Annotated in this window: 19 protein-coding genes; 8 read left to right on the forward strand and 11 right to left on the reverse strand. The window is 65.5% G+C overall.

The features are described from left to right. A complete protein-coding gene (locus tag A1D30_RS05820; RefSeq protein ID WP_063459847.1) occupies positions 1 to 708 on the forward strand; it encodes a lytic transglycosylase domain-containing protein in 708 nt (235 codons plus the stop codon). Between the two features lie 5 nt (positions 709 to 713). On the opposite strand, the gene A1D30_RS05825 is transcribed toward A1D30_RS05820, so the two are convergent. The 6 genes from A1D30_RS05825 to hemA all read right to left on the reverse strand — a co-directional run bounded on the left by A1D30_RS05825 (position 714) and on the right by hemA (position 7,222). Beyond that, complete coding sequence (locus A1D30_RS05825) at positions 714 to 2,042, reverse strand: hemolysin family protein (RefSeq protein ID WP_063459848.1); 1,329 nt, start codon at positions 2,040 to 2,042, stop codon at positions 714 to 716. Between the two features lie 164 nt (positions 2,043 to 2,206). Then, positions 2,207 to 3,214, reverse strand: a complete 1,008-nt coding sequence (locus A1D30_RS05830) for an AAA family ATPase (RefSeq protein WP_063459849.1) — start codon at positions 3,212 to 3,214, stop codon at positions 2,207 to 2,209. A gap of 160 nt (positions 3,215 to 3,374) precedes the next feature. Next, positions 3,375 to 3,698 (reverse strand): Grx4 family monothiol glutaredoxin, encoded by a 324-nt coding sequence (gene grxD / locus A1D30_RS05835; RefSeq protein ID WP_063459850.1) that lies wholly within the window; start codon positions 3,696 to 3,698, stop codon positions 3,375 to 3,377. A gap of 63 nt (positions 3,699 to 3,761) precedes the next feature. Beyond that, positions 3,762 to 4,613: a peptide chain release factor N(5)-glutamine methyltransferase gene (prmC, locus tag A1D30_RS05840; RefSeq protein ID WP_063459851.1), complete on the reverse strand. Its 852-nt coding sequence runs from the start codon at positions 4,611 to 4,613 to the stop codon at positions 3,762 to 3,764. Between the two features lie 73 nt (positions 4,614 to 4,686). Further along, entirely contained in the window at positions 4,687 to 5,775 is a 1,089-nt protein-coding gene (prfA, locus tag A1D30_RS05845) for a peptide chain release factor 1 (RefSeq protein WP_063459852.1), read from the reverse strand. Between the two features lie 115 nt (positions 5,776 to 5,890). Further along, on the reverse strand, positions 5,891 to 7,222 hold the full coding sequence (gene hemA / locus A1D30_RS05850; protein WP_063459853.1) for a glutamyl-tRNA reductase: 1,332 nt from the start codon (positions 7,220 to 7,222) through the stop codon (positions 5,891 to 5,893). Positions 7,223 to 7,293: 71 nt separating this feature from the next. Here hemA and A1D30_RS05855 point away from each other — a divergent pair, with 71 nt between their 5' ends. Both A1D30_RS05855 and A1D30_RS05860 read left to right on the forward strand, forming a co-directional pair. Beyond that, the gene (locus A1D30_RS05855; protein WP_063459854.1) at positions 7,294 to 7,569 is read left to right on the forward strand and encodes a hypothetical protein; all 276 of its coding nucleotides are present in this window, start codon (positions 7,294 to 7,296) and stop codon (positions 7,567 to 7,569) included. 167 nt (positions 7,570 to 7,736) lie between these two features. After that, positions 7,737 to 8,723, forward strand: a complete 987-nt coding sequence (locus tag A1D30_RS05860) for a tripartite tricarboxylate transporter substrate binding protein (RefSeq protein ID WP_063459855.1) — start codon at positions 7,737 to 7,739, stop codon at positions 8,721 to 8,723. Positions 8,724 to 8,834: 111 nt separating this feature from the next. Here A1D30_RS05860 and ugpQ read toward each other — a convergent pair whose 3' ends face one another. The 5 genes from ugpQ to ugpB form a co-directional block, all read right to left on the reverse strand. After that, the gene (gene ugpQ, locus A1D30_RS05865) at positions 8,835 to 9,578 is read right to left on the reverse strand and encodes a glycerophosphodiester phosphodiesterase (RefSeq protein WP_063459856.1); all 744 of its coding nucleotides are present in this window, start codon (positions 9,576 to 9,578) and stop codon (positions 8,835 to 8,837) included. Between the two features lie 159 nt (positions 9,579 to 9,737). Then, positions 9,738 to 10,742 carry a sn-glycerol-3-phosphate import ATP-binding protein UgpC gene (locus A1D30_RS05870; protein WP_063459857.1) on the reverse strand — a complete coding sequence of 335 codons (1,005 nt, stop codon included), beginning with the start codon at positions 10,740 to 10,742 and terminating at the stop codon, positions 9,738 to 9,740. A 71-nt stretch (positions 10,743 to 10,813) separates the two neighbouring features. Then, entirely contained in the window at positions 10,814 to 11,665 is an 852-nt protein-coding gene (gene ugpE, locus A1D30_RS05875; protein WP_063459858.1) for a sn-glycerol-3-phosphate ABC transporter permease UgpE, read from the reverse strand. A gap of 1 nt (position 11,666) precedes the next feature. After that, a complete protein-coding gene (gene ugpA / locus A1D30_RS05880) occupies positions 11,667 to 12,548 on the reverse strand; it encodes a sn-glycerol-3-phosphate ABC transporter permease UgpA (RefSeq protein ID WP_063459859.1) in 882 nt (293 codons plus the stop codon). Between the two features lie 119 nt (positions 12,549 to 12,667). Continuing rightward, a complete protein-coding gene (gene ugpB / locus A1D30_RS05885; RefSeq protein WP_063459860.1) occupies positions 12,668 to 13,984 on the reverse strand; it encodes a sn-glycerol-3-phosphate ABC transporter substrate-binding protein UgpB in 1,317 nt (438 codons plus the stop codon). Between the two features lie 309 nt (positions 13,985 to 14,293). Between ugpB and serA the strand changes: the two genes are divergently transcribed. The 5 genes from serA to ubiE all read left to right on the forward strand — a co-directional run bounded on the left by serA (position 14,294) and on the right by ubiE (position 21,424). Beyond that, positions 14,294 to 15,523, forward strand: a complete 1,230-nt coding sequence (gene serA, locus A1D30_RS05890; RefSeq protein ID WP_063459861.1) for a phosphoglycerate dehydrogenase — start codon at positions 14,294 to 14,296, stop codon at positions 15,521 to 15,523. A 109-nt stretch (positions 15,524 to 15,632) separates the two neighbouring features. Continuing rightward, positions 15,633 to 19,550 (forward strand): FAD/FMN-binding oxidoreductase, encoded by a 3,918-nt coding sequence (locus A1D30_RS05895; RefSeq protein ID WP_063459862.1) that lies wholly within the window; start codon positions 15,633 to 15,635, stop codon positions 19,548 to 19,550. Next, positions 19,550 to 19,990 (forward strand): HIT family protein, encoded by a 441-nt coding sequence (locus A1D30_RS05900; RefSeq protein WP_199865930.1) that lies wholly within the window; start codon positions 19,550 to 19,552, stop codon positions 19,988 to 19,990. The genes A1D30_RS05895 and A1D30_RS05900 overlap by 1 nt, the downstream gene beginning before the upstream one ends. A gap of 98 nt (positions 19,991 to 20,088) precedes the next feature. Then, positions 20,089 to 20,511, forward strand: coding sequence for a DUF971 domain-containing protein (locus A1D30_RS05905; RefSeq protein ID WP_063459864.1), 423 nt, complete (start codon positions 20,089 to 20,091; stop codon positions 20,509 to 20,511). A 181-nt stretch (positions 20,512 to 20,692) separates the two neighbouring features. Continuing rightward, on the forward strand, positions 20,693 to 21,424 hold the full coding sequence (ubiE, locus tag A1D30_RS05910) for a bifunctional demethylmenaquinone methyltransferase/2-methoxy-6-polyprenyl-1,4-benzoquinol methylase UbiE (protein ID WP_063459865.1): 732 nt from the start codon (positions 20,693 to 20,695) through the stop codon (positions 21,422 to 21,424). Positions 21,425 to 21,448 lie beyond the last annotated feature (24 nt).

Below are 21,448 nucleotides of genomic sequence, written 5' to 3' on the forward strand. Positions count from 1 at the left end.
ATGAGCGAGGAGCGGGACGGCAACGCATCATCCTCCACGGCCCACCCCGGTCCCGTGGCGGGACTCTCGCGGCGCGCGTGCCTGGTGTCTGCAGCCTCGCTCGCTGCACCGGCCGCCTGGCTGGCCGCACCGCAGGCGGCGCATGCGGGGGGGCAGCTCGAAGAACCCCTGATGGATTCTGTGCGCACGGCGCTGAGTTCGGCCATTGCCAACCAGGCGCCGCCCGAACCCGAGTTTTTTACCACCGAAGCCCGCCTGCACTACTTGCGCTGGCTGGGCACCCAGAGCGACCGGCTGCGCCGCCGCAAGCCCGAGTGGGAGGTGCGCCGCGACTTTCTGCAGACGGTCTGGTACGAGTCCAAACGTGCGGGGCTCGACGAATCGCTGGTCCTGGGGCTCATCCAGGTGGAGAGCGGGTTTCGCAAGTTTGCTGTCTCCAGCGTGGGCGCGCGGGGCTACATGCAGGTCATGCCGTTCTGGACGCGGGTGATTGGCGATGGCGATGCGGGCAAGCTGTTCCACATGCAGACCAACCTGCGCTTTGGCTGTGTGATCCTGCGCCACTACATCGACCGGGAGCGGGGTGATCTTTTCATGGCGCTGGGCCGCTACAACGGCAGCCGGGGCCGCTCTCCCTACCCGGATGCGGTGTTTGGCGCCCAGCGCAGCTGGGCGTTCATCGACAGGCCCACGGCACCTGCCGCCTGACGGGGTTAAGCCTGAACCGCAGGCGGGCTGCTACTGCTGCTGCCCGTGGGGTTCAAACGTGAGACCATGACCTGGTCGATGCGGTAGCTGTCCACGTCCAGCACCTCGAATTTGTAGCCGCCCCAGCTCACGCTGTCGGTGCGGCGCGGTACGCGGCGCAACATCACCATCAGGAAACCCGCCAGGGTTTCGTACTCGCCGGTGTGGGGCAGCTCGTCGAGCGACAGCGCGTGCAGCACATCCTCAATGGAGGTGACGCCGTCAATGAGCCACGAATCCTCGTCGCGCCGCACGATCTGTTCTTCGTCTGCGGGGCCCACCAGGTCGCCCATCACCGTGCTCATCACATCGTTCAGGGTCACCACCCCCACCACCAGGCTGTACTCGTTCACGATGACGGCAAAGTCCTCGTGCACCTGGCGGAACTGTTCCAGTACCTCGGACAGCGTGAGCCGGTCGGGCACGATGAGCACCTTGCGCACCAGGCTGTCGTCAGCCAGCGAAATGGGCTGGTTGTTCAGCACGCGCTGGAACAGGTCCTTGGCGTCCACATAACCCACCACATGGTCGATGTCGCCCTCGCACACGGGGTAGGTCGAGAAGGGCTCGGCCGCAATGCGCAGCCGGATGACGGAATCGGGCTCGTCGCGCAGGAAGAACGCCACCCGGTCGCGCGGCGACATGGCGCTGGACACGGTGCGTGTGTCCAGCTCGAACACATTGGTGATGACCTGCTGCTCCCGCGCGGCCAGCACCCCGGCACGGGCCCCGGCCTCCATCATGGCCAGGATGTCGTCGGAGGTGATGCGGTCGTCGCGCAGCGACGACAGCCCCAGCACGCGGAACAGTGCATCGGCCCCACGGCTGTAGAACCACACCAGCGGACGCAGCAGCGTGGTGCACCAGGCCATGGGCTGCGCCAGGCGCACCACCAGCCGCTCGGGCTCGGCCATGCCCAGGCGCTTGGGGAACAGGTCGGCAAACAGGATGAACAGCGAGGTGATGACCAGGAAGGACACCAGAAAACCGGCCTTCTCTGCCGTCGATTCGGACAGCCACAGGCTGAGCAGCGCGGTGAAATGGGGGCTCAGCGCCCCCTCGCCCACGATACCGCCCAGGATGGCCACGGCGTTCTGGCCCACCTGCACCACCGTGAAATAGTCCCCCGGCTGCTCCTGCATGCGCAGCACGCGGTCTGCGCGCGCATCGCCCTCGTCGGCCATCTGCCGCAGCCGCAGGCGGCGAGCGGCCGCGAGCGAGATCTCGGCCATGGAGAAGAAGGCGCTGGCTGCAATCAGCAGCCCGATGACGAAGAGGCTTTGGGACAGGGTCATGGGAGGAAGGCGGAACCGGGGGCACTGCGGTGCAACGGGCCACCAAGTGTATCTGCGCACCTGGTGCATTGGGCTGCTGGCGCGCGCCCCCGACCTGCGCAGTAACGCGAGGCGGCGAGGCGGCGCGGCGGCTGTGCAGTGCAGTGCAGGTGGTGCGCTACGGCTTACTGCACAAAACCGATCCGGCTGCGCCCCGAGGCCGCCTTGGGCAGGTCGGTGATCTCCACCGTGCTGCGCCGGTCCAGCCGCGCATTGCCAAAGCCCGTCATCAGCGCGCGCCGCATTTCGCGCGGCGGCATCTGGGCCAGGTGGTCCAGCACATCGTCCAGCGGCTCCGGGTCCAGCAGGCGGCCCCAGTCGTGCCCCGCGCGGATGCCAACGTACAGGTTGCGGGCGATGGTGCGGGCCTGCTCCAGCGTGGGCGCCTCCACCTCGAACACGTTCATGCGGTTCAGGATGGGGTCGGGAATGCCACGCGTGTCGTTGGCCGTGGTGATCCAGATCACCTGGCTCGCGTCGATGGCCACCTCGGCAAACTCATCGGTAAAGCTCTGGGCGGTGTCGTATTCGAGCAGGCTGTACAGCGCGCCCAGCGGGTCGTACTGCGCATCGGTGCTGGCCTTGTCAATCTCGTCCACCACGATCACGGGGTTGGCGTATTCGCCCTCCACCAGCGCTTCGAACACCTTGCCGGGCCGCGCACCCTTCCACTGGGCCGACGAGCCCGACAGCAGCCAGCCAGCGGTCATGGAACTCATGGGCAGCAGGTTCATACCCGTGCCCAGCAACTCGGCCAGGTGGCGTGCAAAGTGCGTCTTGCCGATGCCGGGGGGGCCCAGCAGCAGCATGGGCGTGACTTCCAGGCCATCGCTGCTGTCCTGCGCCAGCGCCACGTGGCGCTTCACATCGTTCAGCACCTCGGTGAAGTTGGGCAATTGCGCGTACAGGCTGGCCATGTCGGGGATGCCCGAGGGCTTGACCTGAAAACGCTCCGGGCCACGCTCCAGCATGCGTTCGTACACAGTGCGCAGGGTTTCGTATTCGCGCTGGTTGCCTGACTCCTGCAGCCGCGAGAGCTTGCGCTCGACATCGGCAGGGTGGAACACGTTGCGCATCTGGGCCACCGGCAGGCGCAGGGCGGGTGGCTGGGGAACAAGGCTATGGCTGGTCATTGCATGCTCCTGTGATGGTTACGTCACGCAACCATTCAAGCACACAACATGCCCGCCGCTCCACCGGAAAAGCCCCTGATTGGTGCTGCTGTTGCGGGCAAACAAAAAGGCCGCCCGAAGGCGGCCTGATGGCGGGTGAAGCAATCAATGGCCGCGTCGATCAGCCTTCGGTGCCTAGCACCTGCTTGAGTTCGCCCGACTCGTACATCTCCATCATGATGTCCGAGCCGCCGATGAACTCGCCCTTCACGTACAGCTGGGGGATGGTGGGCCAGTTGCTGTATTCCTTGATGCCCTGGCGGATTTCGTCGTCTTCCAGCACGTTGACGGTGACCACGCTCTTGGGGTCCACGCCGCAGGCCTTCAGGATCTGGATGGCGCGGCCGGAGAAGCCGCACATGGGGAAGCTGGCGCTGCCCTTCATGAACAGCAGTATCTCACTGGATTTGACGAGGCCGTCGATGCGTTGTTGGGTGTCGCTCATGGGTAAAACTCCTTGAAAGGGGCAGGCGGGCAGAGGGAGGCGGGGAGCCCGCGATGGGGTGGATTATTTCACTGTCTGCGCCAAGGGCCACTGCCCCCCTGTGCAACGCGCAATGCCAGCGAGGTCATTGCGGCTTTGTACCTGGGCAAAGCCCTGGGCGGCCAGCAGTGCCTGCACGGCGTCTGCCTGGTCGTAGCCATGCTCCAGCAGCAGCCAGCCACCGGGCCGCAGGTGGGCGGGCGCCTGGGTGACGATGGTGCGGATGTCGTCCAGCCCATCGGTGCCGCTGGCCAGGGCCTGCAGGGGTTCATGGGTCAGCGCGGCGAGGTGCGGGTCGGCGCTGGCAATGTAGGGGGGGTTGGAGACGATGGCATCGAACAGGCCCTCCACACCCGCCAGCCAGTTGGCCTGCTGGAACTGCACGGGCAAGCCCAGCCGCTGGGCGTTGGTCTGGGCCACTGCCAGTGCATCGGCGCTGGCATCCACCGCCAGCACCTGGGCGTCGGCACGCTGGCTTTGCAGGGCGAGCGCAATCGCGCCGCTGCCGGTGCCCAGGTCCACCATGCGCGGGGCGGACAGGGGGGCAATCGCCTCCAGCGCCCAGTCCACCAGGGTTTCGGTGTCAGGGCGCGGGTCCAGCACGCGCGCGTCCACCTGCAGCGGCAGGCCGTAGAACTCTTTGCGGCCGGTGAGGTAGGCCACAGGCTCGCCCGCCAGGCGGCGCTGGCACAGCGCGATGAACTGGCCGTGCGCGGCCCCGTCCAGCGCATCCGTGTCGTGCGCCAGCAGCCAGGCGCGGCCCGCGTCGGGGCGGGCCAGGGTGTGCAGCAGCAGCAGTTGCGCGTCGATGCGCGCCAGGCCCAGCGTGTAGGCTTGGGCCAAAGCCTGGGCGAGGGTGGGTGTGGCGGAGGTCACTATGGTTTTGATAGCTGCTTGGGCTTGATGGTCGCGCGCAGAAGGCCTTTTTGACTCAAGTTCTGGGCGGCGTTCAGCCCGTGGCGCCCATCTCCAGCTCTTCCAGCTGCTCGGCCTCGCGCGCATGCTGCAGGGCTTGCAGCACGTCGCCGAGGTCGCCTTCCATCACGTAGAGCAGCTTGTACAGCGTGAGGTTGATGCGGTGGTCCGTGAGCCGCCCCTGCGGGAAGTTGTAGGTGCGGATGCGGTCGCTGCGGTCGCCGCTGCCAATCAGGCCCTTGCGCAGTGCGGCCTCCTTGGCGGCGCGTTCGCTGCGTTCCTTTTCTTGGATGCGCGCCTGCAGCACCTGCAGCGCCTTGGCCTTGTTGGCGTGCTGGCTGCGGCCGTCCTGGCACTCGGCCACGATGCCGGTGGGCAAGTGCACCACGCGCACGGCCGAGTCGGTCTTGTTGATGTGCTGGCCGCCCGCGCCCGATGCGCGGAAGGTGTCGATGCGCAGGTCGGCCGGGTTGATCTTGATGGCCTCGTGCTCGTCGGGTTCGGGCATCACGGCCACGGTGCAGGCGCTGGTGTGGATGCGGCCCTGCGTCTCGGTGGCGGGCACGCGCTGCACGCGGTGGCCGCCGGATTCGAACTTGAGCGCGCCATACACATGATCGCCCTCGATGCGCAGCACGATTTCCTTGTAGCCGCCCAGCTCGGCGGCGTTCTCGCTCACCACCTCCACCTTCCAGCCCACATTGGCGGCGTAGCGGGTGTACATGCGCGTGAGGTCGCCCGCGAACAGGGCGGATTCATCACCGCCCGTGCCCGCGCGGATTTCGACAAACGCGTTGCGTGCGTCGTCGGGGTCCTTCGGTAAAAGCAGGCGCTGCAGTTCGTCTTCCAGTTGCAGCAGCTCGGCCTCGGCACTGGTGATTTCTTCCTGCGCCATCTCGGCCATGTCGGGCTCGGCGAGCATCTCGCGCGCACCGGCCAGGTCGGCCTCGCGCTGCTGGTAGCGGGCGTAGCGGCCCGCGACCTGCGTGACCTCGGCATGCTCGACAGAGATGCGCCGGTACTGCGCCATGTCGCTCATGATGTCTTCGCGCGAGAGCAGAAAGTCCAACTCGCCCAGGCGCTGTGCGTAGCGCTCCAGCTGGCTTCGGAGAAAAGGTTTCATGGAATTCTGAAGAAAATAGGTGCTACCAATTTGGTAGCTATTGGCGCTTGTGTATCAGGCGCCAGGGGCCGATTTGGCTTGAAATCGGGGCGGGCAGGGGAGCGGGCGAGCGCCGCTACAGCCCGTTGTTGTGGGGGGTCTTGCTCTGCGCGCGCAGGAACAGGCGCGAGACGGTCTGGGCCGTCTGGGCACGCACCTCGGCGTCACCCGCGCGCAGCTCGGCCAGGGTGCCGTGCAGCATCTTCTGCGTGAGGCCGCGCGAGAGCGCTTCGAGCACGGCGTCCACGTCCTCGCCCTTGGCCAGCAGCTTCTTGGCGCGGGCGATCTCCAGCGCGCGCCACTCGTCCGTCTGGGCGTTGAGCTGCTGGATCAGCGGCACCACGCCCCCCTCGGCAGCGGCCGGGCTGCGCAGCTCCATCCAGTGCATGAAGCTTTGCACGCCCGCGTCGATGATGGCCTCGGCCTGCGCCACGGCGGCCTGGCGGTTGGCCTGCGCTGTCTGCACCACGGTGGCCAGATCGTCTACGGTGTACAGATACACGTCGCCCAGGGCTTTCACCTCGGGCTCGATGTCGCGTGGCACGGCCAGATCGACCATGAACATGGGGCGGTGGCGGCGCTTCTTGAGCGCGCGCTCCACAGCGCCCAGGCCGATGATGGGCAGGCTGCTGGCGGTGCAGCTGATCACGGCGTCGAACTCGTGCAGGCGCTCGGGCAGGTCGGCCAGGCGCATCACCTCGCCACCAAAACGGGTGGCGAGCTTTTCGCCGCGCTCCAGCGTGCGGTTGGCAATCGCGATCTGCTTGGGGTTCTTGGCGGCAAAGTGCGTGGCGCACAGCTCGATCATTTCGCCCGCGCCCACGAACAGCACGCGGATCTTGGAGAGGTCTTCAAACAGCTGCCCGGCCAGGCGCACGGCGGCGGCGGCCATGCTGATGCTGTGCGCGCCGATCTCGGTGCTGCTGCGCACCTCCTTGGCCACGGCAAAGCTGCGCTGGAACAGCTGGTTGAGCGTGGTGCCCAGCGCGCCAGCCGTTTCGGCGGCACGCACCGCGTCCTTCATCTGGCCCAGGATCTGGGCCTCGCCCAGCACCATCGAATCGAGCCCGCTGGCCACGCGGAAGGCGTGGCGGGCGACCAGGCTGTCTTCGAGGGTGTAGGAGTGCGAGCGCAGTAGCGCGGGGCTCACGCCGCCGCTGTGGGCCAGCCAGCCCAGCGTGTGGTCCATGGCGGGCTGGTCGCCGGCGCAGTAAATTTCGGTGCGGTTGCAGGTGGAGATGATGGCGGTCTCGACCCCGGGGTGGCGGCTGGCACCGCCGCCAGAGTGGCCCAGCGACTGGCGCAAACCGTGCAAGGTGGGGGCGATCTGGTCGAGCGCAAACGCGAACCGGCCGCGCAGATCGAGCGGCGCGGTGGTGTGGTTGATGCCGAGGGCCCAGACTGCCATAGCCGCCAATTATAAAATTGTTGGCCCGGACAGGTGGCCTTGCCTGTTCATGCCTTGATTTGGGTCAATTCATGGGTCCCCTCGACATCCTCAACCACCTGCTGAATTTTGTGGCGCCCGCCGCCTTTGTGGCCCTGCTGCTGGTGCTGGGCGGGCGACTGCTGGGCGCCAAGGGGGGCACCCTGGCGGGCTGGCGCCAGTGGGCGGTGGTGTTTGTGGTGGGGCTGGTGGTGCTGGCCGCAGGCCTGGCGCTGTGGGGGCGCGACGGCAAGATGCTGACCTATGCCGCGCTGGTGGTGGCCACCGCCACCTGCCAGTGGGCGCTGGTGCGGGGCCGGAAGGGCTGACGGCCCTGGGTGTCCTGCCGGGCCTTGGGGCTGCAGCCCGGGCGGGAGATGCCCCGTGTTTTCAGGGAGTTTGTGCGGGCTAAATGCCGATGAGAATCGGGGCGTAGCCCGTGGGCCCGCGCAACGCGCGCCCGGCACTTCTTTCCCCCAACCCTGGAGACACCCCAATGAAATCGAAGACCGCGCTGAAAACCTGCTGGGCCCTGGCGGCTGGCCTGCTGCTGTCGGTGGCAGCATCGGCGCAGACCGCTGCCAGTTTTCCGTCCAAGCCCGTGCGCATCGTGGTTGGCTTTCCGGCGGGCGGCCCGCTGGACCAGCATGCGCGCCTGTTGTCTGACCGGCTGCAGGCCGTGCTGGGACAGCCGGTGGTGATGGACTACAAGGCAGGCGCAGGTGGCACCGTGGGCGCGCAGGACGTGATGAAGGCCCCGCCCGACGGCCACACCCTGATGCTGGCGAACACGGGCGTGATGGTGATCAACCCGGCGCTCTACAGCCGCCTGCCGTATGCCACGCTCAAGGACTTCACGCCGATTGCCCGCACCGCCATGCAGCCGCTGGCGCTGCTGGTGAACCCCAGCGTGCCTGCCAAGAACCTGCAGGAGTTCATGGCGTACGCCAAGTCGCGGCCCGGCCAGGTCAACTTTGGCTCAGCAGGCAACGGCGGCATCAGCCACCTGGTGCCCGAGATGTTCAAGACCGCCACGGGCCTGTTCATGGTGCACATCCCTTACCGGGGCAGCGCGCCCGCGTTCACCGACCTGATGGGCGGGCAGGTGCAGTTCATGGCCGAGAGCATTCCGCAGGCCGCCGCGTACCACAAGCAGGGCAAGGTGCGCGCCCTGGCCGTGACCAGCAAGGAGCGCAACCCCGCGCTGCCCGATGTGCCCACCGTGATCGAGAGCGGCATCAAGGGCTTCGAGGTGGTCGGCTTTTACGGCTTTATGGCCCCGGCGGGCACGCCCAAGGACGTGGTGGCCAAGCTCAGCGATGCCTTCGGCCAGGTGATGCAGTCGCCCGATGTGAAAAGCCGCATGGTGAGCCAGGGCGCCGACCCGGCGTTTCTGGGCGCGGACGATTTTGCGAAGTTCCTGGCCGCCGAGATGCCGCGCTGGGCGGATGCGGTGAAGAAGTCAGGTGCGAAGCTGGACTGACCCCCTGAGGCGCTGCGCGCCTTCCACTTGAAGGGGGACGCCACCCCTGGCCCGGCGAAGCCGGTTCCACGGTGGCGCTGGCTTGGGGCGTGGGTGGTTTGAAGGCGCGCCCTATGGCGTGGCGGGCGAAAAGAAGTCCACGCGGTCGGTGATGATGCCGTCCGTGCCCAGCGCGATGAGCCGCTGTGCGGCCCAGTCGTCGTTCACGGTGTAGCTCAGGGTGCGCATGCCCAGGCCTTTGACCTGGGCCACCAGGGCTGTGTCCCACAGCGCGTGGTTGCAGACGATGGCCACGCAGCCCAGCCGCTGGGCCACGTCGGCCCAGCCGTCCCACAGGGTGTCGAGCAGCAGCGCGCGCGGAATGTGCGGCGCGGCGGCCTTCGCTCCCTCCAGCGCCTCGGGCTGGAAGGATGAAAGCAGCGGCGGCACGGCCTGGTCTTGCCACAGGCGCGCTGCGGTGTCGCCCACCACCTGGCCGGTGGTGGCTTCGGTCCCCGGCGTGGGTTTGATCTCGATGTTCAGCAGGAACCCGTTGGCGATGCAGTAGCGCGCCAGGTTCTCCAGCGTGGGCAGGGGCTCGCCTGCGTGGCTGCGCGAATGCCAACTGCCCGCGTCCAGCTGCGCCAGCTGGCTCCAGGGCAGGTCGCCACCGGTGCCACGGCCGTTGGTGGTGCGGTTGAGCGTGGCATCGTGCATGAGAAAAGGCACGCCATCGCTGCTGAGCTTGGCGTCGCATTCGAACATGCGGTAGCCGTACTGGGCGCCCAGCCGGAACGCAGCCAGGGTGTTTTCAGGGGCCAGCTTGCCAGCGCCTCGGTGGGCGATCCAGCGGGGGTAGGGCCAAGGGGGGGACATCGTCGAATTGCCTTGTAGTGTGCGCGGCGCACTGCTGTGGATACTGGCGCGGCCCCTGGCGCGGGACGCCGAGAAAGGGCCGCCCCGCATCGAGGGCGTCGTCCCCCTTCCCGGCGCAGCCGAGAGAAGGGGGAAGCGGCGCAGCCGCTCAGGGGGTTGTCACTTGCGCTTCCCGGTGGCAGCGTCAAACGCGTGCAGGCGGTCGGCGCGCGGCTGCACGTGGATCACGGAATCGGGCTCGGGGGAGTGTGTGCCTTCTTCCACGCGCACGATGACCTGTTCGCCGTTGATGCGGCCATAGATCAGGCGCTCGGCGCCCAGCAGTTCCACGGTTTCCACCGTCACGGCCCAGCCTTCGCTGCGCACATCCAGGTGCTCGGGGCGGATGCCCAGGATGGTGCCGGGCTGTGCGCCGGGGGCGTTCTTGAGCAGGTTCATCGGCGGCGAGCCGATGAAGCTGGCCACGAAGGTGGTGGCAGGCGTGTGGTAGACCTCTTCGGGCGTGCCGAACTGTTCCATGTTGCCTGCGTTCATCACGATCATGCGCTGCGCCAGCGTCATGGCCTCGACCTGGTCGTGGGTCACGAACAGGCTGGTGATGCCCAGCTCGCGGTGCAGCTTCTGGATTTCGAGGCGGGTCTGGGCGCGCAGCTTGGCGTCCAGGTTGGACAGGGGCTCGTCAAACAGGAACACCTGGGGCTGGCGCACGATGGCGCGGCCCATGGCCACGCGCTGGCGCTGGCCGCCGGACAGCTCGCGCGGCTTGCGCTCCAGCAGGTGGCCCAGTTCGAGGATCTTGGCGGCCTTGTCCACGCGCGCCTTGATCTCGTCCTTGGGCACCTTGGCGATCTTCAGGCCATAGGCCATGTTCTCGAAGTTCGTCATGTGGGGGTAGAGCGCGTAGTTCTGGAACACCATCGCGATGTCGCGCTGGGCGGGTTCCAGGTCGTTCACCACGCGGTCGCCAATGCGCAGCTCGCCGCCGGAGATTTCTTCCAGGCCTGCGACCATGCGCAGCAGCGTGGATTTGCCGCAGCCCGAGGGGCCCACGATCACGACGAATTCACCGTCCTTGACCTCGGCGTTCACGCCATGGATGACCTGGTTGGCCTTGGGGCCGTGCCCGTAGCGCTTGGTGATGTTGCGAAGAGAGAGAGATGCCATTTTGCTATTAAATTAGTAGCTGCTAGCGCAGTGTGGTAGGGCGGTAGGGGCTTGTTTGGCTTGTATTTTTGTCACTTTTCCGTGTCCACCAGGCCCTTGACGAACCAGCGCTGCATGACCACGACCACAAAGGCCGGGGGCAGCATGGCCAAGAGGGCCGTGGCCATCACGATGTTCCACTCGTTGCCTGCGTCGCCACCGGCAATCATGCGTTTGATGCCGATCACCACGGGGTACATGTCTTCGGATGTGGTCACCAGCAGCGGCCACAGGTACTGGTTCCAGCCGTAGATGAACTGGATCACGAACAGCGCGGCAATCGAGGTGCGCGACAGCGGCACCAGGATGTCCTTGAAGAAGCGCATCGGGCCCGCGCCGTCCACACGCGCGGCTTCGACCAGCTCGTCGGGCACGGTGAGGAAGAACTGGCGGAACAGGAAGGTGGCCGTGGCCGAGGCGATCAGCGGCACCGTGAGGCCCGCGTAGCTGTTGAGCATGCCCAGGTTGGAGACGACCTCGTAGGTGGGGCCGATGCGCACTTCCACGGGCAGCATCAGGGTGATGAAGATCAGCCAGAAGCAGATGCCCTTGAAGGGGAAGCGGAAGTACACGATGGCAAACGCCGACAGCAGCGAGATCGCGATCTTGCCCAGGGTGATGACGATGGCGGTGACAAAACTCACCCACATCATGCGCGCCACGGGGGCGGTGGAGCCCGCGCCCGAGCCGCCGCCAAACAGCGTGTCGTGGTAGGTCTGCCAGAAGTTGCCGCCGGGCACCATGGGCATGGGCACCTGCACGATGTCCTGCGCCGTGTGGGTGGAGGCCACAAAGGCCAGGTACAGCGGGAAGCCGACGATGATCACGCCCAGCACCATGATGAGGTGCGAGAACGCGGTGAGATAAGGACTGCGTTCAACCATTTCAGTACTGCACTTTCTTCTCGACGTAACGGAACTGGATCACGGTCAACACCACAACAATGGCCATCAGCACGACCGACTGCGCGGCCGATCCGCCCATGTCCATGGCCTTGAAGCCGTCGTGGTAGACCTTGTAGACCAGGATGGCGGTGTCGCGCCCCGGGCCGCCCTGCGTGGTGGCGTCCACGATGGCGAAGGTGTCGAAGAAGGCATACACCACGTTGATCACCAAGAGGAAGAAGGTGGTGGGCGAGAGCAGCGGGAACTGGATGCTCCAGAACCGGCGCCAGGGGCCTGCACCGTCGATGGCGGCCGCTTCGATCAGCGACTTGGGGATGGACTGCAGGCCCGCCAGGAAGAACAGGAAGTTGTAGGAAATCTGCTTCCACACCGCCGCAATCACGATCAGCCCCATCGCGTGGTCGGAGTTGAGCATGTGGTTCCAGTCAAAGCCCGACTGGCGCAGCATGTAGGCCACCACGCCCAGCGAGGGCGAGAACATGAACATCCAGAGCACGCCGGCCACGGCCGGTGCCACGGCATAGGGCAGCAGCAGCGCGGTCTTGTAGACCATGGCGCCCTTGATGATGCGGTCGGCAAAAATCGCCAGGATCAGCGACAGGCCGATGCCCACCGCCGCCACCAGGATCGAGAAGAAGGCCGTTGTCTTGAACGAGGCGAGGTAGCCCGGGTCTTCGAACAGGTGCTTGAAGTTGTCCAGCCCCACCCATTCGGTGGACATGCCGAAGCTGTCCTGCATCTGGAAGGACTGCACCAGGGCCTGGCCCGCAGGCCAGAAAAAGAAGACGCTGATGATGGCCAGCTGGGGCGCCAGAAGCACCCAGGGCAGCCACGCAGAGCGAAAAAGTACGCGTTTTTCCATGTCGGAACTCTCAAAAAGAAAACCCCGCCGCCCCGTGAACCATGCTGGTTGACGGGGCGGCGGGCTTTCGATGCCACCGGGCGGGGCGGCCAGGCGACATCATCAGGCGCTAGCAGCGCTTACTTGTTGGCGCGTGCGAAACGGGCCAGTTGCTCGTTGCCGCGTGTCACGGCGGTGTCCAGGGCTTCCTTGGGCGACTTCTTGCCCGACCAGATCTGCTCGGTTTCCTCGTCGATGATGGAACGGATCTGCACGAAGTTGCCCAGGCGGATGCCGCGCGACTTTTCGGTCGCCTTCTTGATCATTTGCGTCACGGCCACGTCGGTGCCAGGGTTCTTGGTGTAGAAGCCCGATGCCTCGGTCAGCTGGTAGGCGCCCATGGTCACAGGCAGGTAGCCCGTGCGCTGGTGGCTAGCAGCCTGCACCTTGGTGTCGTTCAGGAAGTTCAGGAAGTCGGCCACGCCCTTGTACTCTTCGGACTTCTTGCCCGACATCACCCACAGGCTGGCGCCGCCGATGGCGGTGTTCTGGGGTGCGCCCTGCACGTCAGAGTAGTAGGGCAGGGTAGAGATGCCATAGGCGAACTTGGCTTCCTTGGCCACGCGGGCGTACAGGCCCGACGAGCCGGTGATCATGGCGCATTCGCCCGATGGGAAGGAGGCATCCGGCACGTTGCCACGGCCCTTGTAGACGAAGCTGCCTTCCTTGGAGGCCTTGGCCAGGTTCTCGAAGTGGCGCACGTGCAGGGGGGTGTTGATCTGCAGCTGGGCGTCGTTGCCGTCAAAGCCGTTGTTCTTGGTGGCGAACAGGGTGTTGTGCCACAGCGAGAAGCTTTCCAGCTGCGTCCAGCTGATCCAGCTGGTGGTGAACGGGCAGCTGTGGCCGCTGGCCTTCAGCTTGGACGCTGCAGCGAACACTTCGGGCCAGGTCTTGGGCGGCTTGTCGGCGTCCAGGCCTGCCTTCTTGAAGGCGTCCTTGTTGTAATAGAAGATGGTGGTGGAGCTGTTGAGCGGGTAGCTCAGCATCTGGCCATTGGGGGCGGTGTAGTAACCGGCCACGGCCGACACGTACTGGGTGGGTTCGAACTTGAAGCCGCCGTCGTTCAGCACCTTGGCCGCAGGCACGATGGCGCCCTTGCTGGCCATCATGGTGGCGGTGCCCACTTCGAACACTTGCAGGATGTGGGGCGCGTTGCCCGCACGGAAGGCGGCGATGGCGCCTGTCATGGATTCGTCATACGTGCCTTTGTAGGTGGGCACCACCTTGTACTTGGTCTGGCTGGCGTTGTACTGCTTGGCCAGGTCGTTGACCCACTCGCCAAGCGCTGCGCTCATCGAATGCCACCACTGAATCTCGACTGGCTGTGTCTGGGCTTGCACAGGTGCGCAGACCGACAGGGCAATGGCAGCGCAGACCGCCAGATGCTTCGTTTGCATGAATATTTCCTCCGAGGATGACGAAAAGCACAAAGGCTGGATGCTATGCAGCCGATGTGACATTGATATGTCGTTGTCGCATACCGTTAGCGCCTGCAACAACCGGGGAAACCCCTTGGGGGCCCCGCAAGGGGAGCGATTGTGACTCTTTTGTGACAAGGTGTGGCGCATTTGCCGAGGCTTGCAAGGTTTTGTGCAATGCACCATGCTGGTGACCCTTCGCGGGTTCCTGTTGTGCCGGTTCGTTCGCGCCGCAGCGCGCCGGCTTCCTCCCTCCTTCCGTCTCCTCCTTTCTTCTTTCTTATTGCCATGGCCACCAATTCGCTGGACAAGAACAAGATCAAATTTCTGCTGCTCGAAGGCATCCACTCCTCTGCGGTGGACGTGATCCGTGCGGCGGGCTATACCCAGATCGAGACGGTGTCCGGCGCGCTGCCGGACGAGGAGCTCCAACGCAAGATCGCCGATGTGCACTTTGTGGGCATCCGTTCGCGCACTCAACTCACCGAAGAGGTGTTTGCCCAGGCCCACAAGCTGGTGGCCGTGGGCTGCTTTTGCATCGGCACCAACCAGGTGGACCTAAACGCGGCGCGCGAGCGTGGCATTGCCGTCTTCAATGCGCCTTACTCCAACACCCGCTCGGTGGCCGAACTGGTTCTGGCCGAAGCCATCCTGCTGCTGCGCGGCGTGCCCGAGAAAAACGCTGTGGCGCACCGGGGTGGCTGGCTCAAGAGCGCTGACAACGCCTACGAGATCCGGGGCAAGACGCTGGGCATCGTGGGCTATGGCTCCATCGGCACGCAGCTGTCGGTGCTGGCCGAGGCGCTGGGTATGCAGGTGGCGTTCTTCGATGTAGTCAACAAGCTGCCGCTGGGCAATGCGCGCCAGGTGCAGCACCTGCACGACCTGCTGGGCCAGAGCGACATCGTGAGCCTGCATGTGCCCGAGCTGCCATCCACCGAAGGCATGATCGGCGCAGCCGAGATCGCCGCCATGAAGCCGGGCGGCATCCTCATCAACGCCGCGCGTGGCACGGTGGTGGATATCGAGGCGCTGGCCGGGGCGCTCAAGGCCAAAAAGCTGCTGGGCGCCGCCATCGACGTGTTCCCCGTGGAGCCGCGCACCAACAAGGACGAGTTTGTGTCGCCCCTGCGCGGGCTGGACAACGTGATCCTGACCCCACACATCGGCGGCTCCACCATGGAGGCGCAGGCCAACATTGGCCTCGAAGTGGCTGAAAAGCTGGTGAAATACAGCGACAACGGCACCAGCACCTCGTCGGTCAATTTCCCGGAGGTGGCTTTGCCCGCCCACCCTGGCAAGCACCGCCTGCTGCACATCCACCGCAACGTGCCGGGTGTGTTGTCCGAGATCAACCGCATCTTTTCGGACAACCAGATCAACGTTTCGGCGCAGTACCTGCAGACCAACGAGAAGATCGGCTATGTGGTGATCGACATCGACGCCGCTTCGTCCGATCTGGCGCTGGACAAGCTCGCGCAGGTGAGCGGAACCTTGCGCAGCCGCGTGCTGTTCTGACGCTGACGCCGGGCATCGCCCGGCCGTTTGGTGTGGTGCGGCCTCCCCCTTGCCCGGCAAGGCGGAGGCCGGTGGCTTAAAATCGCGCCCCCACCCCAGGTAGACCCCCATGAATGTACCGATCGCGTTGGCGGCCTTGCAGACGCAAGCCGCCGAGCCTGTCCGACTGCGTGAAATTCCTTATAACTACACCTCGTTCTCCGACCGGGAGATCGTGATCCGCCTGCTGGGCTCCGCCTCCTGGGACGTGCTGGACCAACTGCGCAAGGAACGCCGCACGGGCCGCTCCGCCCGCATGCTCTATGAAGTGCTGGGCGATATCTGGGTGGTGCAGCGCAACCCCTACCTGCAGGATGACCTGCTGGACAACCCGGCCCGCCGCAAGCTGCTGGTCGAGGCCCTGCACCACCGCCTGGCCGAGATCGAAAAACGCCGCACCCCCGCCGACGACGCCGGGCGTGACCGCTTGGTGGGCGAGCTGGTCGTGGCCGCGCGCCGCGCCGTGACCGAGTTCGATGCCAAATTCGAGCAGGCCACGCAGCTGCGCCGCCAGATCCAGAAAACCCTGGGCCGCCTGACGGCCAAGGACAACATCAAGTTCGACGGCCTCTCGCGCGTGTCCCACGTGACCGATGCGACCGACTGGCGCGTCGAGTACCCGTTTGTGGTGCTCACCCCCGACACCGAGGCCGAAATGGCCGGCCTGGTCAAGGGCTGCATCGAGCTGGGCCTGACCATCATCCCGCGCGGGGGCGGCACCGGCTACACCGGCGGCGCGATTCCACTGACCTGGAAGAGCGTGGTCATCAACACCGAAAAGCTCGAAGCCATGACCGAGGTGGAGATGCGCCGCCTGCCGGGCATGGGCAGCGAGGTCGGCACGGTGTGGACCGAGGCGGGCGTGGTGACCCAGCGCGTGGCCGATGCGGCCGAGCGCGCGGGCTTTGTGTTTGCCGTGGACCCGACCAGCGCCGAGGCCAGCTGCATCGGCGGCAACATCGCCATGAACGCGGGCGGCAAGAAGGCCGTGCTGTGGGGCACGGCGCTCGACAACCTGGCCAGCTGGCGCATGGTGACGCCCGATGCCCAGTGGCTCGAAGTGACCCGCCTGGACCACAACATGGGCAAGATCCATGACGTGGAGACCGCCACCTTCGAGCTGCAGTACTTCGAGGCCGACGGCAAGACGCCCGTGCGCACCGAGACCCTGGCGATCCCGGGCAAGACCTTCCGCAAGGAAGGCCTGGGCAAGGACGTGACGGACAAGTTCCTCTCGGGCCTGCCCGGCATCCAGAAGGAGGGCTGCGACGGCCTGATCACCAGCGCGCGCTGGGTGGTGCACCGCATGCCCGAGCACACGCGCACGGTGTGCATGGAGTTCTTCGGCAACGCCAAGGATGCGGTCCCGAGCATCGTCGAGATCAAGGACTACATGTTCGCCGAGCAGAAGCGCTCGGGCGTGCTGCTGGCCGGCCTGGAGCATCTGGACGACCGCTACCTGAAGGCCGTGGGCTACGCCACCAAGAGCAAGAAGGGCAACGGCGGTTTGCCCAAGATGGTGCTGATTGGCGACATCGCGGGCGACAACGCCGACGAAGTGGCGCGTGTGACCAGTGAGGTGGTGCGCATTGCCAACTCACGCAGCGGCGAGGGCTTCATCGCCATCAGCGCCGAGGCGCGCAAGAAATTCTGGCTGGACCGCAAGCGCACGGCGGCCATCAGCCGCCACACCAACGCCTTCAAGATCAATGAAGACGTGGTGATCCCGCTGCCGCGCATGGCCGAATACACCGACGGCATCGAGCGCATCAACATCGAGCTGAGCCTGCGCAACAAGATCAAGCTGTGCGACGCGCTCACCGAGTTCTTCGAGCGCGGCAACCTGCCGCTGGGCAAGCAGGACGACGCCAACGAAATCCCGTCGGCTGAGCTGCTGGAAGACCGTGTCGGTCAGGCCATCGCGCAGGTCGCCGAGGTGCGCGCACTGTGGGCGGGCTGGCTGCAAGACGTGGCCACGCTGTTCCCGCAGCTGCAGGACCATACCCTGCGCGCGAGCTGGAAAACCCAGCTGCGCGCCCCGCTGCAGACCATTTTTTCGGGCGCAGCCTTTAAGCCCATCCTGGACGAGGCCACCGCCATCCACAAGCGCGTACTCAAGGGCCGCGTGTGGGTCGCCCTGCACATGCACGCGGGCGACGGCAATGTGCACACCAACATCCCCGTCAACAGCGACGACTACGAGATGCTGCAGACCGCGCACGAGGCGGTGGAACGCATCATGGTGCTGGCGCGCAGCCTGGACGGCGTGATCTCGGGCGAACACGGCATCGGCATCACCAAGCTGGAGTTCCTCACCGACGACGAGCTGCGCCCGTTTGCCCAGTACAAGCAGAAGGTGGACCCGGAAGGCCGCTTCAACAAGGGTAAGTTGCTCCGAAATCAGGAGCAATCAAGCCATGATGGGCGCGCGGTAGAGGCCAATTTTGCTTCAAATTCTGGCGTGATGCATGCCGACCTGACCAACGCCTACACGCCGAGCTTCGGCCTGATGGGCCACGAGTCGCTGATCATGCAGCAGAGCGACATCGGCGCGATTGCCGACTCGGTCAAGGACTGCCTGCGCTGCGGCAAGTGCAAGCCTGTGTGTTCCACGCACGTGCCGCGCGCCAACCTGCTGTACAGCCCGCGCAACAAGATCCTGGCGACCTCGCTGCTGGTCGAAGCCTTTTTGTACGAAGAGCAGACGCGCCGTGGCGTGTCCATCAAGCACTGGCAGGAGTTTGAAGACGTGGCCGACCACTGCACGGTGTGCCACAAGTGCGAGAGCCCCTGCCCGGTGAAGATCGACTTCGGCGACGTCACCATGAACATGCGCAATCTGCTGCGCAAGATGGGCAAGAAGAGCTTCCGCCCCGGCAACGCGCTGGCCATGACCATGCTCAACGCCACCAACCCCGACACCATCAAGCTCATGCGCAGCGCGATGGTGGACGTGGGCTTCAAGGCCCAGCGTGTGGCGGTGGACCTGCTGCGCAAGGTGTCCCGCAAGCAGACCGGCAAGCCGCCTGCCACGGTGGGCATGGCGCCGGTCAAGGAGCAGGTGATCCACTTCATCAACAAGAAGCTGCCCGGCGGCCTGCCCAAGAAGACGGCGCGCGCGCTGCTCGACATCGAGAACAAGGACTACGTGCCCATCATCCGCAACCCGGCCACCACCACGGCCGAGACGGAGGCGGTGTTCTACTTCCCGGGCTGTGGATCGGAGCGTCTGTTCAGCCAGGTCGGTCTGGCCACCCAGGCCATGCTCTGGCATGCAGGCGTGCAGACGGTGCTGCCGCCGGGGTATCTGTGCTGCGGCTATCCCCAGCGCGGCTCGGGCCAGTTCGACAAGGCCGAGAAGATGATCACGGACAACCGCGTGCTCTTCCACCGCGTGGCCAACACGCTGAACTACCTGGACATCAAGACCGTGGTGGTGAGCTGCGGCACCTGCTACGACCAGCTGCAGGGCTACGAATTCGGCAAGATCTTCCCGGGCAGCCGCATCATCGACATCCACGAATACCTGCTGGAGAAGGGCATCACCCTGCAGGGCAAGGGCGCCTACCTGTACCACGAGCCCTGCCACAACCCCATGAAGCTGCAGGACTCGGTCAAGACCGTGAAGGCGCTGGTGGGTGAGCAGGTGCTCAAGAGCGAGCGCTGCTGCGGCGAATCGGGCACGCTAGGCGTGACCCGGCCGGATGTGTCCACCCAGGTGCGCTTCCGCAAGGAAGAAGAGATCAGGAAGGGCGAAGCCAAGCTGCGCGAGAGCGGCGCCGTGGCCGCCCAGGACAACGTAAAGATCCTCACCAGCTGCCCCAGCTGCCTGCAGGGCCTGAACCGCTACCAGGACGACCTGCAGAACGGCTTGCTCGAAGCCGACTACATCGTGGTCGAGATGGCGCGCGAGATTCTGGGCGAGAACTGGATGCCCGAATATGTTGAGCGCGCCAATGGTGGTGGCATCGAGCGGGTCTTGGTCTGATGGCGGAAGTGGCGTGCCCCCTGTGCGCTGAAGACGGCGGTGCGCTCATCTGGCGCGGTCAGCACTTGCGTGTGATCCGCGCCCAGGAGGCGGGTTTTCCGGCCTTCTACCGTGTGGTGTGGAACGCGCATGTGGCCGAGTTTTCGGACCTGTCGGCCGCCGAACGCACGCACTGCATGGAGGTGGTGGCGTTGGTGGAGCAGGCCCTGCGCGAGCACCTGGCGCCCACCAAGGTCAACCTTGCCGCGCTGGGCAACATGGTGCCCCACCTGCACTGGCATGTGATTGCGCGGTTCGGTTGGGACAGCCATTTCCCGTCGCCCGTGTGGGCGCCTGCCCAGCGGCCCAGCCCGGCCGCGCAGGAAGACGCCGTGCGTGCGTTGCTGCCCGCGCTGGAGGCGGCTCTGCAGGCCCGGCTGGCGGCGCTACCGTTGCCTTGATCGCGCCCCTTGGCCGCACAGCACCCGGCCCATGGTGGGGGCTGCGGCGGGGCCCCGGCACAATCCACAACACAGTTTTCTCTTATCAGGGGAGTCCCATGGCAGGTTTGAAAGCAGGCGCGCCCACGCCGCAGGCACTCACGGTGCACGAGACCTCGCGGGTGCTGGAGGTCGGGTTTTCCGACGGCGCCACCTTCCGCATTCCGTTCGAATTGATGCGCGTGTATTCGCCCTCGGCCGAGGTGCAGGGCCACGGCCCGGGCCAGGAGGTGCTGCAGACCGGCAAGCGCGATGTGGCGCTGGTCAATCTGGAGCCCGTGGGCAACTACGCGGTCAAGCCCACGTTTTCCGACGGGCACGACAGCGGCATCTTCAGCTGGGACTACCTCTACGAACTGGGGCAGAAACAGGAGGCCCTGTGGGCCGAGTACACCGAGCGCCTGGCGGCCGCCGGTGTGGACCGCGACGCGCCCATGGCGCCCAAAGGTGGTGCAGGCGGCCATGCCTGCGGCAGCCACTGAGCGCTGCCATCGAAGCCCTTGTTGACCAGTGTGCTATTGAAAGAGGAGCTGCTAAGCCAATGTGGATACGCGGTAGCGGCTGTTTTTCTTTGAATGGCGTTGTCCAAATTGCGACACAAGCCCCATTTCAGTGCGGGGTTGTCGCTGTACCTCTGGCGCTTGCGCGCCTAGCATGAAACTTATGAGCACGACCCACTTTGGTTTTCAGTCGGTGGACGAGCAGGACAAGGCCCGCCACGTGCGCGGCGTGTTCGACTCGGTGGCCTCCAAGTACGACGTGATGAACGACCTCATGTCGGCGGGCCTGCACCGTGCCTGGAAGGCCTACACCGTGATGGTGGCCAACCTGCGCGAAGGCAGCCAGGTGCTGGACATCGCGGGCGGCACGGGCGACTTGTCGCTGGCCTTTGCCAAGAAGGTGGGCGCCACCGGCCGGGTGGTGCACACCGACATCAACGAAGCCATGCTGCGCGTGGGCCGCGACCGCCTGATCGACGCAGGCGTGGTGCTGCCTACCCTGGTGTGTGATGCCGAGAAGCTGCCGTTCCCTGACGCACATTTCGACGTGGTGAGCGTGGCGTTTGGCCTGCGCAACATGACACACAAGGACCAGGCGATTGCCGAGATGTGCCGCGTGCTCAAGCCGGGCGGCAAGCTGCTGGTGCTGGAATTCTCGAAAGTGGCCAAGCCGCTTTCGAAGGCCTACGACTGGTATTCGTTCAAGGTGCTGCCCCAGCTGGGCAAGCTGGTGGCAGGCGACGATTCCAGCTACCGCTATCTGGCCGAATCGATCCGCATGCACCCGGGGCAGGAAGAACTCAAAAGCCTCATGCAAAAAAATGGCTTTGGGCATGTGGACTATCACAATATGACGGGGGGAATTGTCGCCCTGCATGTTGGAATCAAGTGCTGAGCATGTTGCTCGGTGATTAACGGA

The sequence above is a fragment of the Acidovorax sp. GW101-3H11 genome (genome assembly GCF_001633105.1).
Lineage (GTDB): Bacteria > Pseudomonadota > Gammaproteobacteria > Burkholderiales > Burkholderiaceae_C > Acidovorax.